Annotated in this window: 15 protein-coding genes, 3 tRNA genes and 2 rRNA genes (1 of these 20 only partly in view); 8 read left to right on the forward strand and 12 right to left on the reverse strand. The window is 53.7% G+C overall.

Annotation, left to right across the window (positions count from 1 at the left end; all coding sequences use genetic code 11):
• Window positions 1-119 precede the first annotated feature (119 nt).
• Window positions 120-1,727, forward strand: a complete 1,608-nt coding sequence (gene mqo / locus WDB88_RS17220) for a malate dehydrogenase (quinone) (RefSeq protein ID WP_339110050.1) — start codon at window positions 120-122, stop codon at window positions 1,725-1,727.
• A gap of 335 nt (window positions 1,728-2,062) precedes the next feature.
• Window positions 2,063-2,138, forward strand: a tRNA-Val gene (locus WDB88_RS17225).
• Window positions 2,139-3,042: 904 nt separating this feature from the next.
• On the opposite strand, the gene WDB88_RS17230 is transcribed toward WDB88_RS17225, so the two are convergent.
• Complete coding sequence (locus WDB88_RS17230; protein ID WP_339109907.1) at window positions 3,043-3,588, reverse strand: hypothetical protein; 546 nt, start codon at window positions 3,586-3,588, stop codon at window positions 3,043-3,045.
• 68 nt (window positions 3,589-3,656) lie between these two features.
• Between WDB88_RS17230 and WDB88_RS17235 the strand changes: the two genes are divergently transcribed.
• From WDB88_RS17235 to WDB88_RS17250, 4 genes are all read left to right on the forward strand, one after another.
• Window positions 3,657-3,965 carry a DUF1153 domain-containing protein gene (locus WDB88_RS17235; protein WP_339107151.1) on the forward strand — a complete coding sequence of 103 codons (309 nt, stop codon included), beginning with the start codon at window positions 3,657-3,659 and terminating at the stop codon, window positions 3,963-3,965.
• Window positions 3,966-4,007: 42 nt separating this feature from the next.
• Window positions 4,008-4,829, forward strand: coding sequence for an IS3 family transposase (locus WDB88_RS17240; protein WP_339108529.1), 822 nt, complete (start codon window positions 4,008-4,010; stop codon window positions 4,827-4,829).
• Between the two features lie 321 nt (window positions 4,830-5,150).
• Window positions 5,151-5,240 (forward strand) — tRNA-Ser (locus WDB88_RS17245).
• A 125-nt stretch (window positions 5,241-5,365) separates the two neighbouring features.
• Window positions 5,366-6,658, forward strand: coding sequence for an integrase arm-type DNA-binding domain-containing protein (locus tag WDB88_RS17250; protein WP_339109908.1), 1,293 nt, complete (start codon window positions 5,366-5,368; stop codon window positions 6,656-6,658).
• 26 nt (window positions 6,659-6,684) lie between these two features.
• Here WDB88_RS17250 and WDB88_RS17255 read toward each other — a convergent pair whose 3' ends face one another.
• Both WDB88_RS17255 and WDB88_RS17260 read right to left on the reverse strand, forming a co-directional pair.
• Window positions 6,685-9,348 (reverse strand): DEAD/DEAH box helicase family protein, encoded by a 2,664-nt coding sequence (locus WDB88_RS17255; protein ID WP_339109909.1) that lies wholly within the window; start codon window positions 9,346-9,348, stop codon window positions 6,685-6,687.
• 2 nt (window positions 9,349-9,350) lie between these two features.
• Window positions 9,351-11,048, reverse strand: coding sequence for a site-specific DNA-methyltransferase (locus WDB88_RS17260; RefSeq protein WP_339109910.1), 1,698 nt, complete (start codon window positions 11,046-11,048; stop codon window positions 9,351-9,353).
• A 287-nt stretch (window positions 11,049-11,335) separates the two neighbouring features.
• Between WDB88_RS17260 and WDB88_RS17265 the strand changes: the two genes are divergently transcribed.
• Window positions 11,336-11,896 carry a hypothetical protein gene (locus tag WDB88_RS17265; protein WP_339109911.1) on the forward strand — a complete coding sequence of 187 codons (561 nt, stop codon included), beginning with the start codon at window positions 11,336-11,338 and terminating at the stop codon, window positions 11,894-11,896.
• A gap of 60 nt (window positions 11,897-11,956) precedes the next feature.
• Here the strand turns inward: WDB88_RS17265 and WDB88_RS17270 are convergent, their stop codons facing one another.
• Window positions 11,957-12,265, reverse strand: a complete 309-nt coding sequence (locus WDB88_RS17270; RefSeq protein ID WP_339109912.1) for a hypothetical protein — start codon at window positions 12,263-12,265, stop codon at window positions 11,957-11,959.
• Window positions 12,266-12,599: 334 nt separating this feature from the next.
• On the opposite strand from WDB88_RS17270, the gene WDB88_RS17275 reads away from it, so the two are divergent.
• On the forward strand, window positions 12,600-12,881 hold the full coding sequence (locus tag WDB88_RS17275) for a hypothetical protein (protein ID WP_339109913.1): 282 nt from the start codon (window positions 12,600-12,602) through the stop codon (window positions 12,879-12,881).
• 437 nt (window positions 12,882-13,318) lie between these two features.
• Here WDB88_RS17275 and WDB88_RS17280 read toward each other — a convergent pair whose 3' ends face one another.
• The 8 genes from WDB88_RS17280 to WDB88_RS17315 all read right to left on the reverse strand — a co-directional run.
• Window positions 13,319-13,954, reverse strand: coding sequence for an SLATT domain-containing protein (locus WDB88_RS17280; protein WP_339109914.1), 636 nt, complete (start codon window positions 13,952-13,954; stop codon window positions 13,319-13,321).
• Window positions 13,941-15,449, reverse strand: a complete 1,509-nt coding sequence (locus WDB88_RS17285; protein WP_339109915.1) for a reverse transcriptase domain-containing protein — start codon at window positions 15,447-15,449, stop codon at window positions 13,941-13,943. The genes WDB88_RS17280 and WDB88_RS17285 overlap by 14 nt, the downstream gene beginning before the upstream one ends.
• A 291-nt stretch (window positions 15,450-15,740) precedes the next feature.
• Complete coding sequence (locus tag WDB88_RS17290) at window positions 15,741-16,094, reverse strand: hypothetical protein (RefSeq protein WP_339109916.1); 354 nt, start codon at window positions 16,092-16,094, stop codon at window positions 15,741-15,743.
• A 144-nt stretch (window positions 16,095-16,238) separates the two neighbouring features.
• The gene (locus WDB88_RS17295) at window positions 16,239-16,619 is read right to left on the reverse strand and encodes a hypothetical protein (protein ID WP_339109917.1); all 381 of its coding nucleotides are present in this window, start codon (window positions 16,617-16,619) and stop codon (window positions 16,239-16,241) included.
• A gap of 1,183 nt (window positions 16,620-17,802) precedes the next feature.
• Complete coding sequence (locus WDB88_RS17300; RefSeq protein ID WP_339109918.1) at window positions 17,803-18,915, reverse strand: hypothetical protein; 1,113 nt, start codon at window positions 18,913-18,915, stop codon at window positions 17,803-17,805.
• 152 nt (window positions 18,916-19,067) lie between these two features.
• A tRNA-Met gene (locus WDB88_RS17305) sits at window positions 19,068-19,144 on the reverse strand.
• 62 nt (window positions 19,145-19,206) lie between these two features.
• A 5S ribosomal RNA gene (rrf, locus tag WDB88_RS17310) occupies window positions 19,207-19,321 on the reverse strand.
• A 72-nt stretch (window positions 19,322-19,393) separates the two neighbouring features.
• Window positions 19,394-20,741: ribosomal RNA gene (locus tag WDB88_RS17315) — 23S ribosomal RNA — on the reverse strand (it continues 1,483 nt past the right edge of the window).

Here is a 20,741-nt window from a genome sequence, read left to right on the forward strand (position 1 = left end):
CAAACATAGCTTTAGCCGTAAGACTTTGCGTTTCCTCACAATTTTGTTCAGGAATTCTCGGGCCGCTTATGCTGCAACGCGGCGGTTGCATCCTTTCGCCAAATTCATAGTTTCGCTCCATCGGATCCGCGAAGGGGGCGGTTATCATGGATTTCAAAAACAAAACCGCAGACCGTTCGGTCGACGTACTCCTTGTTGGTGGCGGCATCATGAGCGCAACTTTGGGTGTGCTGTTGCATGAGCTGGAACCGGAATGGACAATCGAGCTGACCGAACGGCTGGATGAGGTCGCGTCGGAAAGCTCGAACGGCTGGAACAATGCCGGCACGGGCCACTCGGCGCTGTGCGAGCTCAACTATACGCCTGAAGCCGAAGACGGCACGATCAATATCGAGAAGGCGCTGTCGATTAACGAGCAGTTCCAGATTTCGCGCCAGTTCTGGGCCCATCAGGTGCGGCAGGGCGTGTTGACCAATCCGCGCTCCTTTATCAACCGCACCCCCCATATGAGCTTTGTCTGGGGCGAGAAAAACGTGAATTTCCTACGCAAGCGTTATGAGGCGCTGGTGCGGAGCCCGCTTTTTGCCGGCATGAAATTCTCGACCGATCATGCGGAAATTTCCAAATGGGCGCCGCTCATGGGCGAAGGGTTGAACCCCGACGAAAAAGTGGCGGCCACGTGGGCCCCGCAAGGGACCGATGTCGATTATGGTGAAATTACCCGCCAATATATCCGCTTCCTTGAAAGCAGTCCGCGCTTCCAACTGAATACGGGCCGCACCGTGACCGGCATCCGCCGTCGCAAAGAGGGTGGCTGGCGCGTTGTGTGCACCAATTCGCATGGGGGCGACAAGCAGATCGTCGATGCGAAGTTCGTCTTCCTCGGGGCTGGGGGCGGTGCGCTGCCGCTGTTGCAGATGTCCGGCATTCCCGAGGCCCGCGAATACGCAGGGTTCCCCGTTGGCGGGTCCTTCCTTGTGTGCGAAAACCCCGACGTGGTGAACAAGCATAACGTCAAGGTCTATGGCAAAGCCTCGACCGGCGCCCCGCCGATGTCGGTGCCCCATCTCGACCGTCGGGTGATTGATGGCAAGGACATGCTGTTGTTCGGTCCGTTTGCGACCTTCTCGACCAAGTTCCTGAAGGAGGGGTCGCTGTGGGATCTGCCGTCCTCGATTACGCGGCGCAACCTTGTGCCGATGATGCAGGTGGGTGTGCATAACTTCAATCTGGTCGAATATCTGGCCGGTCAGCTGATGCTGTCGGAGAAAGACCGGATGAAAGCCCTGCGTGCTTATTTCCCGCAAGCCCGTGATGAGGACTGGCGCCTGTGGCAGGCGGGTCAGCGGGTGCAGATCATCAAGAAAGACCCGAAAAACGGTGGTCAGCTGAAACTCGGCACAGAGATCGTGGCCTGTGAGGACCGCTCGATTGCGGCGCTTCTTGGCGCATCTCCGGGCGCGTCCACAGCCGCTCCGATCATGCTCAAGCTGCTGGATCAGGTCTTCCCCGAGCGTGTCTCCAGCGCCGCATGGCAGGCCAAGCTGCGTGATATCGTGCCGAGCTACGGGCAATCTTTGCAAGACAGCCCCGATCTGATCGCCAGCGAATGGTCGGAGACCGGCAAGGTGCTTGAACTGCTGGATGCTCCTGTCGAAGACATCCGTAACTTCATCGATCAGTTCCTGATTTCTTCGGAAGCCGAGCTGAAAACGCAGGCGGCCTGACCCCCTGCCTACGCGGCATAGCGTACCGGCCCCCCCCGCCCTCCCTCCGGAAGGCGGGGATTTCCATATGCAGGCGCGCGTGATGTCCCGCCCACCTGCCAGATCCGATGTGCGCCCCGCGCCATCCGGTCTTTTGTGCCAGGGAGGGCGGTTGATCCGCTGGCCTGCCTACCGAAGAGTCCCTTTAAAAATATGGGGTTGGGTCGGTTTGTCTGCGGGGCTGCGACTGACGTTCTATCGGGTATGCCCCCTGAACCCTATGCCGGAAATTCAGATATTTTACGACATAATGCTCTTGCGGTGCAAAGAAACTGTCGGTAGAAGCACCTTCAGGCGGGCGGTTAGCTCAGTTGGTAGAGCGCTTCGTTTACACCGAAGATGTCGGGGGTTCGAGTCCCTCACCGCCCACCATGTAAAACAATCACTTACATCTTGAATTATCCGCTTTTACGAAGTGCGCTCAGGTTCCGTGAACCCAAAATCGTCGGATCCGTCAAAAATCAGAGAACTATCCGCGCCGAAGGTTCATGAAATCTAGCGCCGCAACGGCATCTTGCATCTGGTTCGGCAGGAAGCGCCCATAGACCCGACACGTTCGAGCGGCCGATCACCTGTGCGACCTTCTCGATCGGGATTCCCGCGCCGAGCATATCCTAAGCCCTGCGGTGTCACAAAGCTGCGGGCAATCCAAGACAAGTCTTAGTTCAGGATTCGCAAGGATCGTGACGTCGGACGTCCGTCCACTCAGATGGTCAAAGAGCGTCTTCCAATCGTCCGACAAACTTGGGGAAGGGTATTGAGCGTGCGCCTCGTCACTCCAACGCGTAACACGGAAATATACTCATTGAGCCACTTCTGGGCGTGCTTGGAAGATTTCAGCTTGCACCGTGCTGGTAACGGTTCTGTCGTACAGTATTGATCGGCAAAATATCGAAGCTCATCAATCTAAGCAGGAGAGTCCGCATTATCAGTTATATTTCCGGCCCAACGAAAAACTGCCGCGGCCTTGCGCAATGCCGCAACTTTGCGTGGCTGGACCGAGGTTGCCCAACACGCGCTATAAAGACCAGCATTCCAGCTTACGAGTAGGATTTGCGGCGTTAGCGGCGTATTACATGACTGATGGGTTCAAGCATAGGGACGTCCTTTCTTCTATCGAAAGCAAGTGATGAAGAAGGGCCACCCTCAGGGCAGATATGCAGAAAGCGCAGTCAAATCGGCGATTGTTGCGTATTTTAACTCAACGGGGATGCCGGACCATTGAACCATGACCGGTATCCATAAGTGTCATTTCTTTGAGTTAAGTATCGAATTTTTATAACTTTTCTTGAGTGGATCCGGCGCATTGAATGTCGGCATTGTCGCCTCGAGTCATTTTTGATTTTTCCTTTCGTGGAGCGTGCGCGGGACGAAAGCGATAAGATTTGCCTAAGCGAATAGAAGGATGCTTCCCCGTTTTGAGCGCACGGTAATAATGGGAGGCATCAAACTTCGTCTCTCGAATGACGGTCTCTCGCCATTCATCCATCGTCAGAAGGTCAGCGCAAAAAATGGCACGACCAAGATCTGTTGTGTCGATCCATTCCCTGATCGGATCGTTGACGCCGTCGATCGATAGAACTTCAAGGAGATCGAAAGACTTCGGTAGAGTGCTGACGTTTGGGTATGCCGAAGCGAGAATTGCGCGCACGGTGTCAGGGCCAAGCCGCCAGCGTTGACGTAACTCCTGTTGTGTGAAGCTTCTAAGCGTGTGACGCGATAAGGCGCGGGCATAGCTGCGTAAAAGCTTCGCATTTTCTATTGCAGCCTCTTTTTTGTGACGTGCGGCACATTCGCCGCTGCGTGAATCCGAATGCTTCATAAGACCTCCTTTGCGCTGATGTATTGACCCACTGAAATCCTGCTCATGCTACAAAGGAGAACGTGGCAATGAGTATGACAATGGACGACAGCATCAAACGTTGGACGGCCAAGCGGAAGACGGCGCTGGTCATCGAGATCATTCAAGGCAAAACGACGGTGGCCGAAGCCAGCCGATCGTTCGACCTGACGCCTTCCGAGATCGAAGGCTGGGTCGAGGATGCAAAGCGGGGCATGGAGAACTCCCTGCGCGCGAACCCGCTCGACATTCGCGAGCAATACGAGAAGCAGCTGAAGGATCTGCAGGAAGCCTATGGTGAGGCGATGCTGGAACTGCGCGCTCGAAAAAAGCTGCAGGCCCTCATGGTGAGGCAGTAGGCCGCCACTGGTCCGAGGCCACTGCCGAACGGAGGACGGCAATTGATCCGGACGCTCCATGAGGGCCTGCTAGCCGATGGTGTAGCGGTCTCGATCGCCAGGCTCTGCGCCTGGTTCGGCGTGCCACGGCGGACGGTCTATTATACACCGACCAAAGCCGCGCCGAAGATCGATCCTCCCTTCGCCGATCCTATCAAGGCGCTGATCGAACAAGAGCCGTCTTTTGGCTATCGCACGGTCGCGTGGCTGCTTGGCTTCAACAAGAACACGGTGCAGCGGATCTTTCAGCTCAAGGGCTGGCAGGTCCGCAAGCGCGCTGTGGGCATGCGGCCGCGCATCGAGGCGGTGCCCTCCGTCGCCACCGCGCCAAACGAGAGGTGGTCGACGGATCTGGCGCGGGTCTGGACCGGGAAGGACGGTTGGGCGTCTCTGGCGTTGGTCATCGACTGCCACACGCGCGAACTGTTGGGCTGGCACCTGTCTCGCTCAGGAAAGGCTACCACGGCCAGTGCCGCGCTCGAGCACGCCCTGATCAGCCGGTTCGGCACGCTCGGTCGGGTCGATCGGGGATTTCTGCTAAGGTCAGACAACGGGCTCGTTTTTACCAGCCGCCACTTCACAGCTCTGGTTCGTAGCTATGGCCTGCGCCAGGAGGTCATCACGCCGCACTGCCCGCAGCAGAACGGAATGGTCGAGCGCGTGATCCGCACACTCAAGGAGCAGTGCATTCACCGGCACCGCTTCGAGAGCATCCAGCACGCGACCCGCGTCATCGGCGACTGGATCAGCTTTCATAACAACCGCCGCCCTCATCAGGCCCTTGCAATGCGCACGCCTGTCGAGGCATTCAGATCAGCGGCTTAACCTGAGCAGATTCAGCTGGGTCAATACACTGACAAGGAGGTGGGATCGTTCTGGACGTCTCAGAAATAGAAGCGGCGAATTCTGGCGGAGTTTTTCAGATCCATGAGCAAAGAACCGAGGACATATTGCGCGATTGATCTCCGTGGGGATAAATTCCGCGCAAAATACAGCCTTAAGGCGACGATCAGATCCTGACTAAAAGTACCGTAAATCTGGGTGTTTTCCGGCATTTTCAGAGGCTTGAAGGCGCTTTTGTCTTTTTGTCCAAAATCTAAAATTTGCTCTTGTATATCCGAGAGTTGGTCGGCTATACGGGTCAACGGAGACGTGGCCGAGTGGTCGAAGGCGCTCCCCTGCTAAGGGAGTATACCGGGAACGGTATCGAGGGTTCGAATCCCTTCGTCTCCGCCATTTTGCCTTGTCAAGAACTAAAATGGCACCGAAATCGCCTATATCTATGCGATTTTTTAACCTGACACCTAACATCTTGTGCCCAAGCGCCCGTTTCAATTGTGGGGCAAATTGTGGGGTGGAAGATGGATGGTATCGGACCTACCGAATCGAACGGCAAGCGGCATGGCCCGCATGTTGAGAAGCGACTGAATGCGGCTTTCGTCCGCTCGGCTCCTCCCGGTCGGCACACCGACGGCGGTGGGCTGTATCTCGAAGTCGATGCCTCCGGCGCACGACGCTGGATGGTTCGCCTCATGGTGCGCGGCAAGCGTCGGGATTTCGGACTTGGCTCGGCCAAGTTGGTCAGTCTCGCAGAAGCTCGGACAAAAGCCGACGAATGGCGCAAAATCGCGAGATCGGGGGGCGATCCAAAATTACCGCAGCGGCGGCAGGAAGGTCGCGAGATCACTTTCGAAGAGTTGGCGCGTCAGGTCCACAAGCAGCGTATTGAGAACAAGCGATCAAACGGCAAGCATGTCGCGCAATGGATACGCACGCTTGAGACCTACGCCTTCCCGACGATGGGTCGGCTTTCGGTAGCAGAAATACTTCTGGACGACATCGAGGCCGTTCTTGAGCCGATCTGGCACACCAAAGGCGAAACGGCAGATCGTGTGCTACAGCGCATTACGGCGGTGCTCGAAGTTGCATGTGCGCGTGGGTATCGAACCACTGGAAATCCCGGGAAAGCCGCAAGAACTGTGATGCGCTCACAAGACAGAGAAGTCAAAAGTTTCGAGGCGATCCCATACGAAGAGCTTCCCGATCTGGTCAAGGTCCTGATCAAATCGGAAGCGATTGGAGCCTATGCGCTGCTATTCACTACATTCACGGCAATGCGATCCGGAACCATTCGACAAGCGAGGTGGGATCAATTCGAAAATGGTTTCACAGAATGGAGAATCCCAAAGAAAATTCTCAAAGGAGGCTGGCGATTGAAGGGCGACGATCCGTTTTTTCGGGTCCCGATATCCATTCCGGCAAGAGAATTGATCCTGCGTCTACGAGAAAAGACGCCGAATTCTCAGCCCCTGGTATTCCCATCGCCAACAAAGCCGGAGAAGCCAATTTGCGAAAATACAATGAGGAAGCTTCTTCAAACACATTACCCGACTGCAACGGTGCATGGGATGCGTGCCGCTTTCAGGACATGGGCAACCAAAATCGCGGACTGCGACGAAAAAATAGCAGAAATCAGCTTGGCACACATTGTTGGTAGTGAAACCGAGAATGCATATAACCGCGCGGAATACTACGACCCTCGCGAAATCTTGCTTGAAAAATGGGGGCTTTGGATGATGGATCGGTGGGAAGTGCTCGCTAACGGTGTTGACCAGGAAGCCTACATCCGCGCCATGTGGATGGGCGAAGTCTGAGGACTTCGCCCAACTGGAGAAGGTGATTAAACGGCGATGGTCTGATTGATCAGGTCGAAACCTCTTTCGGTCGGCATGCAGAAAAGGCATTGGCCATTGCTTGCTTCTGCCCAAACGTTCCCTATCTGACGCTTTGGCTCTTCACCGTCGTAATAAATGCCGCCCTTGTATTCCACGACAAGAATGCGCCCGTCATTCAACATCGCGACGAAATCGGGGTAGAATTTCTGGTGAGGAAGCTGAAGCCAAAATGAAGTCTTTTTTCCCTCGACGTTCCTGATCCAGTATTTGACCTCATCCATTCTATCCAGGTATCGGGCGCATTCGAACTCCTCCCCTTCGGCCTTCAAATCGCCAACCAGTGGAGTGTAGTGCTTATTGAATTTTGTTGCACCCGAATACGGCTGATTGAAAGCGTAGCTCTGCTCATCAAATATCATGGACAGTTCCGAACTCGTCGCGAAAGCCTCTGCGTCAGCCGCGAATAGAGCATTGTAGTTCCCTTGCTCTCTGCTTGCTCTCAGATCGTCGATCAACCTTCTGATAGAAGTTCGCAGATCATATTTGTTTCGAGCAAGTTCATCCATTGTGAACCCAGATTCAATCAAAGCCTCAATCGCATTGGAAATGAAAATTATCGCACTCGGCTTGGTAATGTCAGCGTGCTTGATCCCACCGTCAAGCCAGTTTGCCAGACGAGGTAGGTTCCATGATCGTTCTTGGACAACCAGCGACAACTCACCCTGCAAACGCTTTACAAAGTCGATTTCGACTTTTCCTTTGTCGCTGACGTCAATCTGACCGGATTGACTGTGATCAACGATCTTGAATCGGTTCAATATATCCGACGGGTCGCATTCATCCAACCGCCAAGGCAAGTCCAGGAACTGCTCTTTCGTGAAAAGCTGTAGCTCACCTTGCTTGCGGAACCCGAGGAGCGGCACGATGAACGGGGGCTTTTCATCTTCCTGGCTTGCCGACATTTGGAAGTTATTCGACTTGGCGTAAAGTCGATCAATTACCTTGGTCGCCTTTGTCGATTTTGCGAGAGCAAGTTGGAGAAGGTTTCGGCTCTCTTTGGTCATCGGTCCGCGATAGCTCACCGATTTCTTCTCAGGATCAAAACTCACGCGTGTTCTCACCGAAGCCGGAAGCTTTGCAATAGCCTCCTGAACTTCTTCGCCAGTCATACCCTCGTCTTCCATCGGGTCTGACTCGTGTTGATATTCTTCCTGGTCTTGTTCAAAGCCCAAGCCAGGTTCACGCGAAACGATCTCGTCTGCTTCGAGCTTGTTGAAGCCCGCGCCGTCAACCAGGCCATCTTTCAGCCGTGTAGCAGTCTCATCGAAACTCGCGGAAGCAACGAAGGCGTAGGCCTGGTTCAGCGCATCGCGCCGCTTCCTTGCGGCCTTCGGCATTCGCAAGACGCGCCCGAGAATTTGCTCAATGGCGGTTGCCGAGGTCTGCTCCGCGACCGAACACAAGATGTAGGCAAAGGGGCAATCCCAGCCCTCTTTCAACTTCTGCACGGTGATGACGTATCGAACAGGGCAATCCTTGTCGGTGATCGGCTTTTCCAAGCTGTCCAGGTCTTTCCTGGGGCCTGAATGCACAGCGATTTGCTCTGCCGGAATCTTGCGTTCCTTCAGTTCCTCCTCAACTTTTTCCCAAGTCAGGCGGTGCGGGTCTGTCTTGCTGGCGCTCTGAGCCTGGAAGAGGATCAACGGGCGGATGTATTCTCCGGTCTCCTTCTCCTCGGCCAGTGCGGCTTTCTCCAATGCTTCCTGGCAATCCAAGGCTGCGCCGATGGTTTTCCGCCAGTCTCGATCCGTCGTCAGCTTTATCGGCATCTTGATCATTTGTTCCGCTTTCAACTCTGCGGCTGAAACGGAATAGAGGATATTGGACGCGTGCTGATCCTTGCTCGGCGCGTGCTCGGTCTGTGGCGTCGCCGTCAGTTCAAGAATGAGCGATGGATTGAAGCGAGACAGCGTATCGAACGAAAGCGCGGTGCGGGCGTTATGGGCCTCGTCAACGATCACCATGGGGCGATGTAGGCGTAGCAGGTTGGCAAGCGAAGCGATGGGGCGGTCTGTGCCCTCCACCTTGTTCAGGCGGGCTGTCTGGGCCGCTGTGAGGCCCGAAAAATGGTCCATCAGTGCGCCGTTGTCGTCGTAGACTTTCCGGCCTTCCGGGTCCTGATTGCCCTTCTCGTCTTCGATCCGGAAAGATTGAATGGTGCAGACGATTATGCAAGCGCCCCCCTCTGCATCGGCGCGGGACATTGCCAGGGCTTCTGCCTTCGTCATGACGGTGATGTTGCGCCCGAAGTCCTTTGCCAAAGCAGCGCGGTAGGGATGTTCCGGGTTCTTCAGCGCCTCGACGGTCTGCGTGAGAATGGGATTAGAGGGCACGAGCCACAACACCATGGGGTTTTGCGACTTCATGAACTCCTGCGCTGCCACGCCGACTGCATGGGCAGCGGTGATGGTCTTGCCGCCTCCGGTCGGGATGCGAAGGCAGACATAGGGTGTCCCTTCGGCAATCATGGGAGCATTCCGGTAAGGCAGGTTGGTTGCCTTGTAGAATGCAATGTTGGCGCCCATTCCATCAGAGTCACGCAAGTAGTCTCTGAGTTTCGTCAAAGCTGCGCGTTGATAGTCTTTCAGTTCCAGATTTACGGCAGCCATCTTCAATTTCCCTCGATCTGGTAGGGGATCTGCTTGAAGATAACTCCCTCGTTTTTCAATCTCTCGGGCGAAACAGTGCAGCCCTCTGCATACACCACGCGCGTTCCTTCAAACTCTTCAGGGAGAGTTGGTAGAGATGCCAGGGCGTCAGGTGTCAGGACATTTCCGGCAGCTTCACGGGGTATGCCTTGCTCCGCCCCAGAGAAGAGCAAGAAGATGGCAGTATCCTTATGCAACCCCAAGAACGGGGTCGAGCCATCGACACGCTTTGGCAAGGGAGATCCCGTCTCAGAGAAAAAAACGTGAGCTGCGAGATCGGGGAAATTCACCTCAAGGCCGATATCCCCAAACTCATTGAAAAGCGGAACCCCAAGCCTGCAATATCGAAAGCCACCGCCAAGCGGTCCGACGGGTTTACTTGGTGAATTTGAAGGAAGATATCCCTCAACGGCCAGTCTGAGCCGAGGGGCAGTGATGTCGCGGACAGTAGCTTCATCCATTTCTATAGCAATAAAACGTCGGTCTGGTTTTTCGTCGGCGTTCAAGGACAAAACCGAATGAGCAGTTGTCCCTGAGCCGGAAAATGAGTCCATTACTAAATCGCCGGGGTTCGTCGCCATTTTGATAAGGTATTCTATCAACCTGCGCGGCTTGGGGTAAGAGAAGTTCAGCCTCATCGTTGCAAGTTCGGCAGCGCTTTCTTGAACCGACCCCATGTTATGCAAGACGGAGAGAACATGGCTTTGGTTTTCACTTCGGTCTTTCTCATTGAAAATTGCACCAGATTTCGTAATGTGAAACCGTGTTTTCTGACCCTTTCGATCCAGAATGTCACTGCATCCGTTATTGATGAAGAGTTCGCACTGGGCTTTTGAACTCCACCCACTTTCAACATCAATTGGATGCGTGATCTTTCCACCGGATACCTTTATTGGCTGATCAAACTTCGGCCAAAAGTTAGGGTCGTGAGGGACTGGTATTTCTCCCTCGTCAAAATCCGCTGGAAATCCTTCGGGTAAACTTATAGTGGAAATCGGATTCTTTGGACCATTCTTTACAATGGTATTAAGAATTTTGTCATTCGAAAGCTTGCTGTCCTCACCGATATTTGGGTCAATTAACGCAGGAAGTCCAAATGAACCTTTGGTCTTTTCAAAAACAAGAACGTATTCATGAAGCTGTTTAATCTTGCTTTGGTTGTCGATGTTACCTTCATTTACCCAGATCAGGCTGCTAACCAGGTTCGATTTGAAAATATCTTGTAGTAAAAATCTTAATGAATGGCATTCATTGTCATCAATGCTCACTATTAGAATGCCATCTTCCGTAAGGAAGTCTTTGAGTAGCCGCAAGCGCGGATACATCATGCACAACCATTTATCGTGACGGGAAAGATCTTCGGCGTCTTTTCCTACGACTTTGCCCAGCCAAGCCTTGATCTCCGGAGACGACACATTGTCATTATATACCCAGCCCTCATTTCCGGTGTTGTATGGAGGGTCGATGTAAATACATTTTACCTTCCCAGCATAGTACGGCAGCAACGCCTTGAGTGCTTCGAGGTTGTCCCCCTGGACAAGAAGATTGCCTGCGTTTGGATCACCAGCCGAAAGGTCGCCGTCGCAATGCACGAGGCGATAAGGAACTTCTGCATGGTGATTGACGACGGCTTTCTTGCCGATCCAGTCCAAGGTGGGCATTTCAGGTCTCTCGCTCTGTGGCCGTCCTGATGAACGGCTCTGTTCTGGGTTGCTATCTTGCTACACGAGAAAGCCGTGGAATCGCAATGACCTGAGCCAGGACCGAAAGTTTTTCGCGAAAGTCGCTCCTCCTTCCGGAAAGAGATTCCCAAATGCTTCCTACGGCCCACAACAGCAAAGGAAGCCCGCCATGAGCGCCCCCCCTGCTTGACTATCTCTGCGACCATCCGCGCCCCCTCCCGAACGACCGCAACGGCAACCGCCGATACTACCTCCCCGCCCATGAAATGCCAGTTGCCGTGGGGTCGAGTTGCGCCCGCAAGGTTGGGCTGAAAGCCTATCGCGGCAAGGACCGCGCACCTGGCTTCGTCCTCCAAGCCCCTGGCGGTCTCCGTGTCGCGCTGACAGAGACCTTCGCCGCCCTTGACCGGGAGAACCCCGCCGACGCGCCACATGCCCGGCGTTCGCTCGGCCCGTGCCTCTTGCTTCGCCTCTTCGCTCCTGAAGACTTCAAAGCGATCCAAGCCCGCTTCGAGCGATTGGCTCCGCATTGGCTGGAGGTATCAAACCCATTGCGGCTTTGCTTCGTTAAAATCCCCAGTGGTCTGACTGGCGAAGACCTTCATCTCGCAGTGGCTCTTTTGACCTCTGATCCGGGGCTTTGCCACCTGGCGGCGAACGCCGCGCAATGCGACCGCTACGGGCTGCGACATGGGTTTGATATCATGCTGCGCGGGGATGGCGACCTCAGCGACCGAGAGGGAGTTCCGGTCGTTGATGCGGAAGGTCTGGCCTGCCTGGAGACCTTTCTTTCGCGTCCTGTTCCACCTGCACTGCCGCTGGTGTAGCGCGGGGGCGGCGTTGCGCCTCAATACGCAAAAGCCGAACCCGCAGCGTCTCGCGCAGCATCAGAAGTTCGCGATAAACGCGCCGCACATGACGCCAGCGACGAAGAGGCCCAACGCTACGAATAGGGGGAATGGGGCTGATGCCTTGGCTGCCACGGTCGAAGGCTGGATTGGATGCGGGCGGCTCTTCAACGCCTCCTGCATCGCATCCAAGGTCTTTTGCATCTGGTCGAGGCGCGACAAATGGCGGCTGTGGCTGTGTGCAATCTCGGCGACGCCGTTCAATGTCCGCTCCGAATGGCGGGCGGCGGCTTTCGCGTTGCTCTGCACTTCTGTCATCGCCTGTTCCCAATCGATGGGTGTGTTCATTCAACTTCTCCATGTCTTTGTTGATGTCTCGGATGATCTTGTTGGCGTCGGCACGTGAAGTGCCGCTGTCGATGCGCTGCCATTCGGCCTTTGGCGCTGGGATTTTCCTCTTCGCCGCCATTGCGCGTGCAGCGGGGCCTTCATGGATCGTCGGGATTCTCTCGATTTCGCGGGTAGCAAACGACCGATGGTCGATCAGGCTTTCTCTTCCGAAACCCCATTGCGTCATCATGCCGTTGTGCACATCCGCCCATGACTTCGCAGCCGCTTCGACAGCTCCTTTCCTCGCCAAACCGATCACACTTCGGGGCCGTCCGCGCCCTCCCGATTTTTCGTGCACGTCGAACGCGACCAAGTGAAAATGGGGGTTCCGCAAGTCATTTCCTCGCTGGTCATGAAGCGCGGCAACAAAGCCCGCTTTGCCTGCGGTAAGTTGCTCAGCAAATGCAGCGACCAGGGCAACACGTTGCTCCGCACTTGCTTCAACAGGAAGCGCGATGATGAAGCGTTCACAGACGCGCCCCTTGCTCTTGAAGGCAGCTTCTTCGGCAGCGTTCGCCGCTGCCGCGTCATCAACCCCAGAGAGTCGTTCCCGCAAGACAACACGTGCGGCTGACGGGCGGGTGGCCAAACGCGACGGCCTCCTGGATGCAACTCGATCGCAAAGCCATAGTGGTTCCGAATCTTTGGAAAGTCATTCATGCATGATACCTCGTGTTTCGAGGATCCTAGCAGAGTGACGAGGGGAGAGATCTGCCCCTCAGAAGGGTTCAAATGCAACGCTTACGATTACTTCAACTTGCGTCAGCTCAGGAGGAGGCACGCACGCAAACGTCCGCGCAGTCTGGCGACGCGCGGCTGGAAGGTTTTGATAATACTGGTGAATTAGTGTTGGTTGCGGGAGCCTGACACCACCGAAATCTTACCAGCTCCCCACTTTAGCAACATATCTCACAATGCTATTTTTGCAGACCAAAAATAACCATAGTATCACTCGATAATTACGGAGCCTCAGGAAGAGAGGATGGTCTAAGTGTCAATGTGGATCTAGCTTTAGAAGAGGGTTAAGTTTTTTATAATCGCCACAGTTGGCGCAATTACCATAATTGCAACTATTATTTGGAGCGAAATTCTCTTTGCGTAGTAAAGAACAACGGACCAAATGAAGAACAGCCTCATCGGGTAACGTGAGAAACAACCTGCTTTTCGCAAGTTAGATTTTTGATCGTACAAATCATTATCTTCCGAGGTGTGATTCAAAGAAGATTCATTCAGTATAGAATGGTATTTTCCAACGATTATTTTCAACTGAGACGCGTGTTCTTTAGAAAGAATGGCATGTTCCAGTTCATCCGCAACTTGAAGGAGCGCGTTCCCACACCTTAAAAAGGTCTGTGCTTTCACAGATCTATCAGCCACATAATCCAAGACAGTTAGTAGCATAAGAGAGATTGTAGCCATCACAGCGATGTAAGACACAAACTCACTCTCGCGAGAACTTAAAACGTTCGGAAAGAATACCGTGAAAATCGCCCAAGCAGAGAGATAGGTCGTCAAAATTAGCGATGCGACTAAACTTATATAATTGATTGCTTGCAACCTTTCGGCGACATCAAATCTTATATAAGCTGTCTTTCTTATAGAAGCAACTTTTTTTCTATAAAATTCATCAACTTCATTGGAGTTCATACACATCGCGCCCGTCATTAACACCAAGATTTCCGTAACTAAACCATGCCTTCCGTGCTGCCCTCCACGCCAGGACAAAACTGGGCAATCGACCTTCAAAGCGTCGATGCGACTTCAACCATGAGCCATCAATCAGCTCGTCGTTCGCTGGCATCAAGGGCTTGGAAATACCAACATCATATAAGGGATATTTATATCGCTCCACTAATGCCCTTGAGACAGCCCAGACAAGCCAACCGTCAAGTTCCGAAAAATCAGCTACAGCCTCAACTAAGCAGTAGTATGAAATTGAGCCCGGCATTGACTTCAAACGACTTCGTCCATCTAGGTATTTCTTAACTCTATCGTGTGACAAATGACCATAAAGCATAAAACGAAGTTCGGAAATGCAGGCTAGGAGATCCCAGTCCGCACCAAATCTATCAACTCTTCCCGAAGGGATACATTTAAGTCTCTTAGGATACATCAATAGATTTCTATAAATAATCTTTGAGCAGCGTGACTTTAACTTTGATTTCGCCACCTCGGTAAGGGTAATTTTATTTTTTGACAGCTCATAACCCAAAAATGCCAACGACTTTTGAGTCCTCATCTCCCCCTCTCGGTCAGAGACTATACTAATTCCAGTTTCCTTGCTGGTATTAATTTTTACTCGCGTCAATTGTGAAAACTCAGAATAAGCCGCCATCGCTTTGATTGAATCTTCGTATGAATATGTGATGACAATGCTATCGTCAGCATATCTTAGATAGTTCCCATTGGATTTATCCAACAGTCTATCAAGACTGTCTCCAACGGCATTAGCTAGAAACAATGACAGAGAGTTCCCCTGAGGAAAGCCGAGCGACCTAGCCTTTTTCTCTCCGCTTTTCGTAATAAATTCATGCGTTAAAAGCGCGGATATTACAGTTTTCTCGAAATTTGTTATCTTGAATTTTCTTGAGTTTAAAACTTCTTTATGGATGTAGTCATGACTTACTGATCCAAAGTAATCTTTGAAATCATAGTTACTGGCAAATACCTTTTCTGATTTAATAAAAATTGCAAGCCTGGCGATTGCATCTATTGGCTTTACTCCGGGACGATAGGCATAACTGTAGGCAGAGAATATGCGATCGTTTCGCTCGCGTAGCGCTGAGCTTAGATAAGTACAAAGAGCTGCATCTGGTATACCAAATGCATCAACCAACCGAACCGACCCGTTTGGCTTAGGAATTTCGTGACGAACAGAGGACTGAGGCTTATATGTACCTTCCCTTACTTTTCTTACAATCACTCTGGCCAAATATTTACTTTTTTTGATGCAATAAAACGGGTTAAATTGATTAAATTGCCCCCATAGTGCGGGCTCCGCCAAGGGAAGAAACGGACCCTGCATCCCAGTCTTTTTCTGAAATCTTTCGTATCTTTTTTTTCTGTCTTTGGCCTCTTTTCTCCATTTTTTTAAACGTCGCCTTGCTTCAAGTTCGATTTTTTCTTTCAATAAATCTTCCATAGAACCTCAAAGTAAGGTAGCCAGTAAGCACGCGGTAGATAATCTAAGTTTCCAAGTCATGAGCCGTTTGGCGACTCACCGCAAAGAAAAGCAGCAGCTTACTGGCATTGGCGCGTCAAGCACATTTGACGGTTTTTGACAGAGTTTGTGGGAAGGTCAAGTCTGTGATGCCTTTTCCGGTGATATTACAACCCTTCTAAGACAAAACGATCGAGACGATCCGTCGACCAATGATGGGAATAACAGCTCACATGAGCGACCCGACCGCCTCGATCAGTTCTGATGCCCCCCTTAGGCAGGCTCGTTGGCACCACCATCGCTATCGCCACTTTTACGCGACGCAGCGTCCTTCTCGGCTTCGGCCTCCAGCCTTTCGATCAACGCGTTCGGACGGAGCGGATGGCTGGCGATCTTACGACGGTTGGGCCCCGTTGCGACGGCCTCTATGGCTTGGAATATGCCTGCACGGGTCTCTTCATCGAGCGTTTCGAGGAACGGTGTCATGCTGGCGCCAAAGGCCTTCTGCCGTTCTTCATCTAGCTTGACCTCCTTGGCCGTTTCGGTGCCGATGACTCGGACAAAAGACTCGAGAGCGCGATTGGCTTTGTTGTTCAGGGGATTGGTCTGAGGAGCGGCTTTGCTCATTCTAGTATCCTTATATGGGGTGAAGCTCGTTCGAGCGGTTAAGTGAGGCAGTTCCTTGCTGTCCTCAGAAAGGATCTGGTACTTTTTGCTCGCGGGGACTTAATTGTTCGGAGGAATTATTTTGCACGGCGCGCCAACTCTTTGTTATATCTCATCTCTTTCGTCATATTTTTTAGCGTCGCGGCTACGGATCACCTGCCTGTCCCGTCCGACCATCACGCGCGCAGCAAAGCGACCTGCCGCCGAGAGATGCTTTTTGAGTAGGTTCAGCTTGTTTTGAACGACGGGCCTAATTGACGGCTCGATCGTTGCAACAAGATCCGCCGCGACCTTGCTTGCGGACGACAATGAATCGAACCCATTCTGATATTCTGCGCGTATCTCAGCCTCGATCTCTTTCGAAAGATCACCGCCGCCAACGACAACCCGGGAGGGCCGACGACCGCTACGGTCGATCTCGCGGCTTTCGTCACTCTCATCGCGCGGGCCTATGTGGCGCGCACGCAGCAAAAGGAGACCACTCAATGACCCTTCTGCCCCACTCACCCTGTCGCAAAGCCCGTCGCGCCGCATCTGCTAACCCAGTGCGCAAGACGATCAATGGTCGGCCGAAGGTCGTGCTCTATGCACGCTATTCAAGCAATCGACAAAATGATCGGAGCTGCGAACATCAACTCGCGCTATGCCGCGAGACGGCTCTCCATCTGGGCTTCGATATCGCTGGCGAGTATACGGATCATGCAAAGACGGGGCGTAGCCTGCTCAGCTCAAGGCACGGTGTCATGGCCATGAAGCAACGCGTCAGCAAGGGCGATATTGCGGCAGTTATTGTCGAAGGGGTCGAACGGATCGGTCGCAGAGCCATCGATATCAATATGATCGGAGACTGGTTCGAGGCACGAGGGGTAGAACTCTATGCATCGAATGGTGGCAAGTTCGATTGGAAGCTCCTGCCGTTCTTAGGCGCTATTGCCGAACACACGTCGAGGGAGATCGCAGACAAAGTCCGCCGGGGTCAAAAGGGTATGACCCGCGAAGGCCGTATAGCCGGCGGCCTGGCTTATGGCTATCGCGTAAGACAGACCCGCTCCCAGCTGAACCGGGAGATTGTTCCGGAACAGGCCACCATCATCCGTCGGATCTTTGAAGACTATGTGTCAGGGCTCTCACCGAGACAGATTGCAGCGCGTCTCAATGAAGAGGGCATCCCCTCGCCGAGCGGCGGCGTGTGGAATGACTCGACCATTCGCGGTAATGCCAAAAAGCGCGACGGGATGCTGCGCAACGAAGCCTATGTGGGCACAATCGTGTACGGGCGTAACCGCTTCAGCCGGGATAGCGAGACGGGCAATCGGATTTCCCGTCCGGCAGATGCAGACGACATCATGTATGTCGAGGCCCACGACCTCGCGATCATCGACGATGATCTCTGGAACCGAGTTCAGGACCGGCTGGAAGCAACGCATAGGGCACATACCAAACGGAGTAAGTCACTCAACGACAGCCATCGCCCGCAATATCTCCTTTCGGGCCTTCTCAGATGCGGCTGTTGCCGGGGCGCGTTTAGCGTCATCGCCCAGGCACGCTACGGCTGCGCACGTCGGAAGACCCAGCGGCCCCCGGTAAAATGCACGAACCACAAAACGATCCTGCGGTCGAAGGTAGAGGCCCGGGTCATGGCACGACTTCGTACCGGTCTGCTGACCAGTCAGTTTGAGGCACAGTTCGCATCGGAAGTGATCAGACTGATGCAAACCGACGCTTTGAGTGAGCGCAAGAACCGCGCGAGCCCACCTTCCTCTTCCAACCCTGCCAGAAGGCTACCATCAGCGATCTGCTGTTCGATCAGGATACGTTGCAACTCGTCGAGATCCTGCTGCGTCAGGGCTTCGCCGCGCCTCACCTTGATGAGCGTGATGTGGTCGCGGTGTTCTTCGATGAAACGGCGCACCTTCATCTTGAACCGTGCCTTGTCCACGCCGCTGCCGACCTCGGGCATGGTCACTTCTGCGCCTATCCCGATCTCGTCCTCGAAATCGGTGATGACGATCTTGCGTTCAACGGGTTGGATGAGCTCGGCCAGATGGCGTAGCCGCCGCCGGATGGTCTCGAGCATCTCGGGCGTAATGTCCTCCCAGAAGAGATCGGTCTGGATCTCGAGGATCAGCGCCATCTCTTTGGCCACAAGTGGGACATTCTCCAACCCCTCGAGAGTAGCGGCAAAGCTGATGATCCGCGTCTGAAGGCTCAGGAAGCCGCCTGTTTGCTTCATCAGCTCCAACTGGGCGTTCAGCATCAGGAGATCGAATTGCTTGGCAGGCAGGTTGCCATCTTCATAAGCCGTGGGCAGACCCGCGACCTGTTCGATCAGCGCGAGGCGATCATCGAGCGAAAGGCTGTTCCAGTTCTTTGGATCGCGGAATTGCTCTACGCTCCGGCGCTTGGCGCGAACGATGAAATTGTCGAGCGGCATCCCAAGCACTTCGTCATGAAGCCGCGTTTTGATGTCCTGGATCAGTTGCTCATGCGGTTCTTCCGCCTCGGCCAGTGCCTCGATCAGTTCCACGCGGTTGGTGAACAGGCGCTCGCCTAGCGGGCGTGCTGTTGGCCCATCTGTCTTGTTCGGATTTTCTTGGAAGAACTCGAGGTTCTGGCAGAAGTCGAAGATAACGAATTCGCTCTTATCCTCGCCCGGGCCGAACAGTCCTGGGCTCAAACGCGTCCCACGCCCCACCATCTGCCAGAACTTGGTCTTGGAGCGGACAATCTTGAAAAACACCAGATTGACGACCTCGGGCACATCGATGCCGGTAGAGCTCATAGGGGACCCAGACAGTCGAGACGGGATACGGATCACGATCATCACCAATGTGGGGGGCCTCTTCGGAGGCCCTTCTTCATTTGTGGAAGGTGTTGATAGACAACAAAAAAGCCTCCCTAAGGAGGCTTTGCGGATCATTGGTAAGATTTCGGTGGTTGCGGGAGTAGGATTTGAACCTACGACCTTCAGGTTATGAGCCTGACGAGCTACCGGGCTGCTCCATCCCGCGTTATTTTGTGTCTGATTTGGGGGGGTGTTATCGTTATAGAGATGAATGACGCTCTTTATTAGGTTTGGCGGTGACCTACTCTCCCACGTCTTGAGACGCAGTACCATTGGCGTGTTGGCCCTTAACGGCCGGGTTCGGAATGGGACCGGGTGTATAGCCAGCGCTATGACCACCAAACCGAATAAAGAGCGTGCAAGTCAAGTTGTATGCATGATTTTGATCTGTAGGAGTGTCTGTCTACTACTGGATCAAATCAAGCCAATCGGGCAATTAGTACTGGTCAACTGAATGCATTGCTGCACTTACATCTCCAGCCTATCGACGTGGTGGTCTTCCACGGCCCTCAAGGGATACCTAGTTTTGAAGGGGGCTTCCCGCTTAGATGCTTTCAGCGGTTATCCTGTCCGGACATAGCTACCCAGCACTACCGTTGGCACGATAACTGGTCCACCAGTGGTCCGTTCACCCCGGTCCTCTCGTACTAGGGGCAACTCTTCTCAAGTATCCTACACCCACGGCAGATAGGGACCGAACTGTCTCACGACGTTCTAAACCCAGCTCACGTACCTCTTTAAACGGCGAACAGCCGTACCCTTGGGACCTGCTCCAGCCCCAGGATGAGATGAGCCGACATCGAGGTGCCAAACGGTGCCGTCGATATGGACTCTTGGGCACCATCAGCCTGTTATCCCCAGAGTACCTTTTATCCGTTGAGCGATGGCCCTCCCACTTGGGACCACCGGATCACTATGGCCGACTTTCGTCTCTGCTCGACTTGTCAGTCTCGCAGTCAGGCAGGCTTTTGCCATTGCACTCAACGACCGATTTCCGACCGGTCTGAGCCCACCTTCGCGCGCCTCCGTTACTCTTTGGGAGGCGACCGCCCCAGTCAAACTACCCGCCACACAGGGTCCCGGATCCGGATAACGGACCGCGGTTAGACATCAAGAGTGCGAAGGGTGGTATCTCAAGGATGCCTCCACCGGAACTGGCGTTCTGGTTTCAAAGGCTACCACCTATCCTGCACATCACAATCCTGATGCCAGTGTGAAGCTGTAGTAAAGGTTCATGGGGTCTTTCCGTCTAACCGCGGGTAGTGTGCATCTTGACACACAGTTCAATTTCGCTGAGTCCACGTTTGAGACAGCGGGGAGATCGTTACGCCATTCGTGCAGGTCGGAACTTACCCGACAAGGAATTTCGCTACCTTAGGACCGTTATAGTTACGGCCGCCGTTTACCGGGGCTTCAATTCAGAGCTTGCACCCCTCCTTTTAACCTTCCGGCACCGGGCAGGCGTCAGACTGTATACGTCGCCTTACGGCTTCGCACAGCCCTGTGTTTTAAGTAAACAGTCGCCACCCCCTAGTTTGTGCCCCCCACCACCAGTTGCCTAGCGATGGGGCCTCCTTCTCGCGAACTTACGGAGGCATTTTGCCGAGTTCCTTAAACGTGGTTCTCTCAAGCGCCTTGGTATTCTCTACCAGTCCACCTGTGTCGGTTTCGGGTACGGTCTTATAGAGAGGCTATTTCCAGGGACCTGTAGGCTGCCCACACAATCCGATAAGTGTGAACAACGGTTCAGATCCGTCACCATC

Source organism: Thioclava sp. GXIMD4216 (assembly GCF_037949285.1).
GTDB classification, from domain to species: Bacteria; Pseudomonadota; Alphaproteobacteria; order Rhodobacterales; family Rhodobacteraceae; genus Thioclava; species Thioclava litoralis.

Coding starts and splice junctions, on each gene's coding strand:
- WDB88_RS17230 (WP_339109907.1), bottom strand. CDS start 3,588: ATGAAGCATTCGGATTCACGCAGCGGCGAATGTGCCGCACGTCACAAA.
- WDB88_RS17235 (WP_339107151.1), top strand. CDS start 3,657: ATGAGTATGACAATGGACGACAGCATCAAACGTTGGACGGCCAAGCGG.
- WDB88_RS17250 (WP_339109908.1), top strand. CDS start 5,366: ATGGATGGTATCGGACCTACCGAATCGAACGGCAAGCGGCATGGCCCG.
- WDB88_RS17255 (WP_339109909.1), bottom strand. CDS start 9,348: ATGGCTGCCGTAAATCTGGAACTGAAAGACTATCAACGCGCAGCTTTG.
- WDB88_RS17260 (WP_339109910.1), bottom strand. CDS start 11,048: ATGCCCACCTTGGACTGGATCGGCAAGAAAGCCGTCGTCAATCACCAT.
- WDB88_RS17265 (WP_339109911.1), top strand. CDS start 11,336: ATGCCAGTTGCCGTGGGGTCGAGTTGCGCCCGCAAGGTTGGGCTGAAA.
- WDB88_RS17270 (WP_339109912.1), bottom strand. CDS start 12,265: ATGAACACACCCATCGATTGGGAACAGGCGATGACAGAAGTGCAGAGC.
- WDB88_RS17280 (WP_339109914.1), bottom strand. CDS start 13,954: ATGAACTCCAATGAAGTTGATGAATTTTATAGAAAAAAAGTTGCTTCT.
- WDB88_RS17285 (WP_339109915.1), bottom strand. CDS start 15,449: ATGGAAGATTTATTGAAAGAAAAAATCGAACTTGAAGCAAGGCGACGT.
- WDB88_RS17290 (WP_339109916.1), bottom strand. CDS start 16,094: ATGAGCAAAGCCGCTCCTCAGACCAATCCCCTGAACAACAAAGCCAAT.
- WDB88_RS17300 (WP_339109918.1), bottom strand. CDS start 18,915: ATGAGCTCTACCGGCATCGATGTGCCCGAGGTCGTCAATCTGGTGTTT.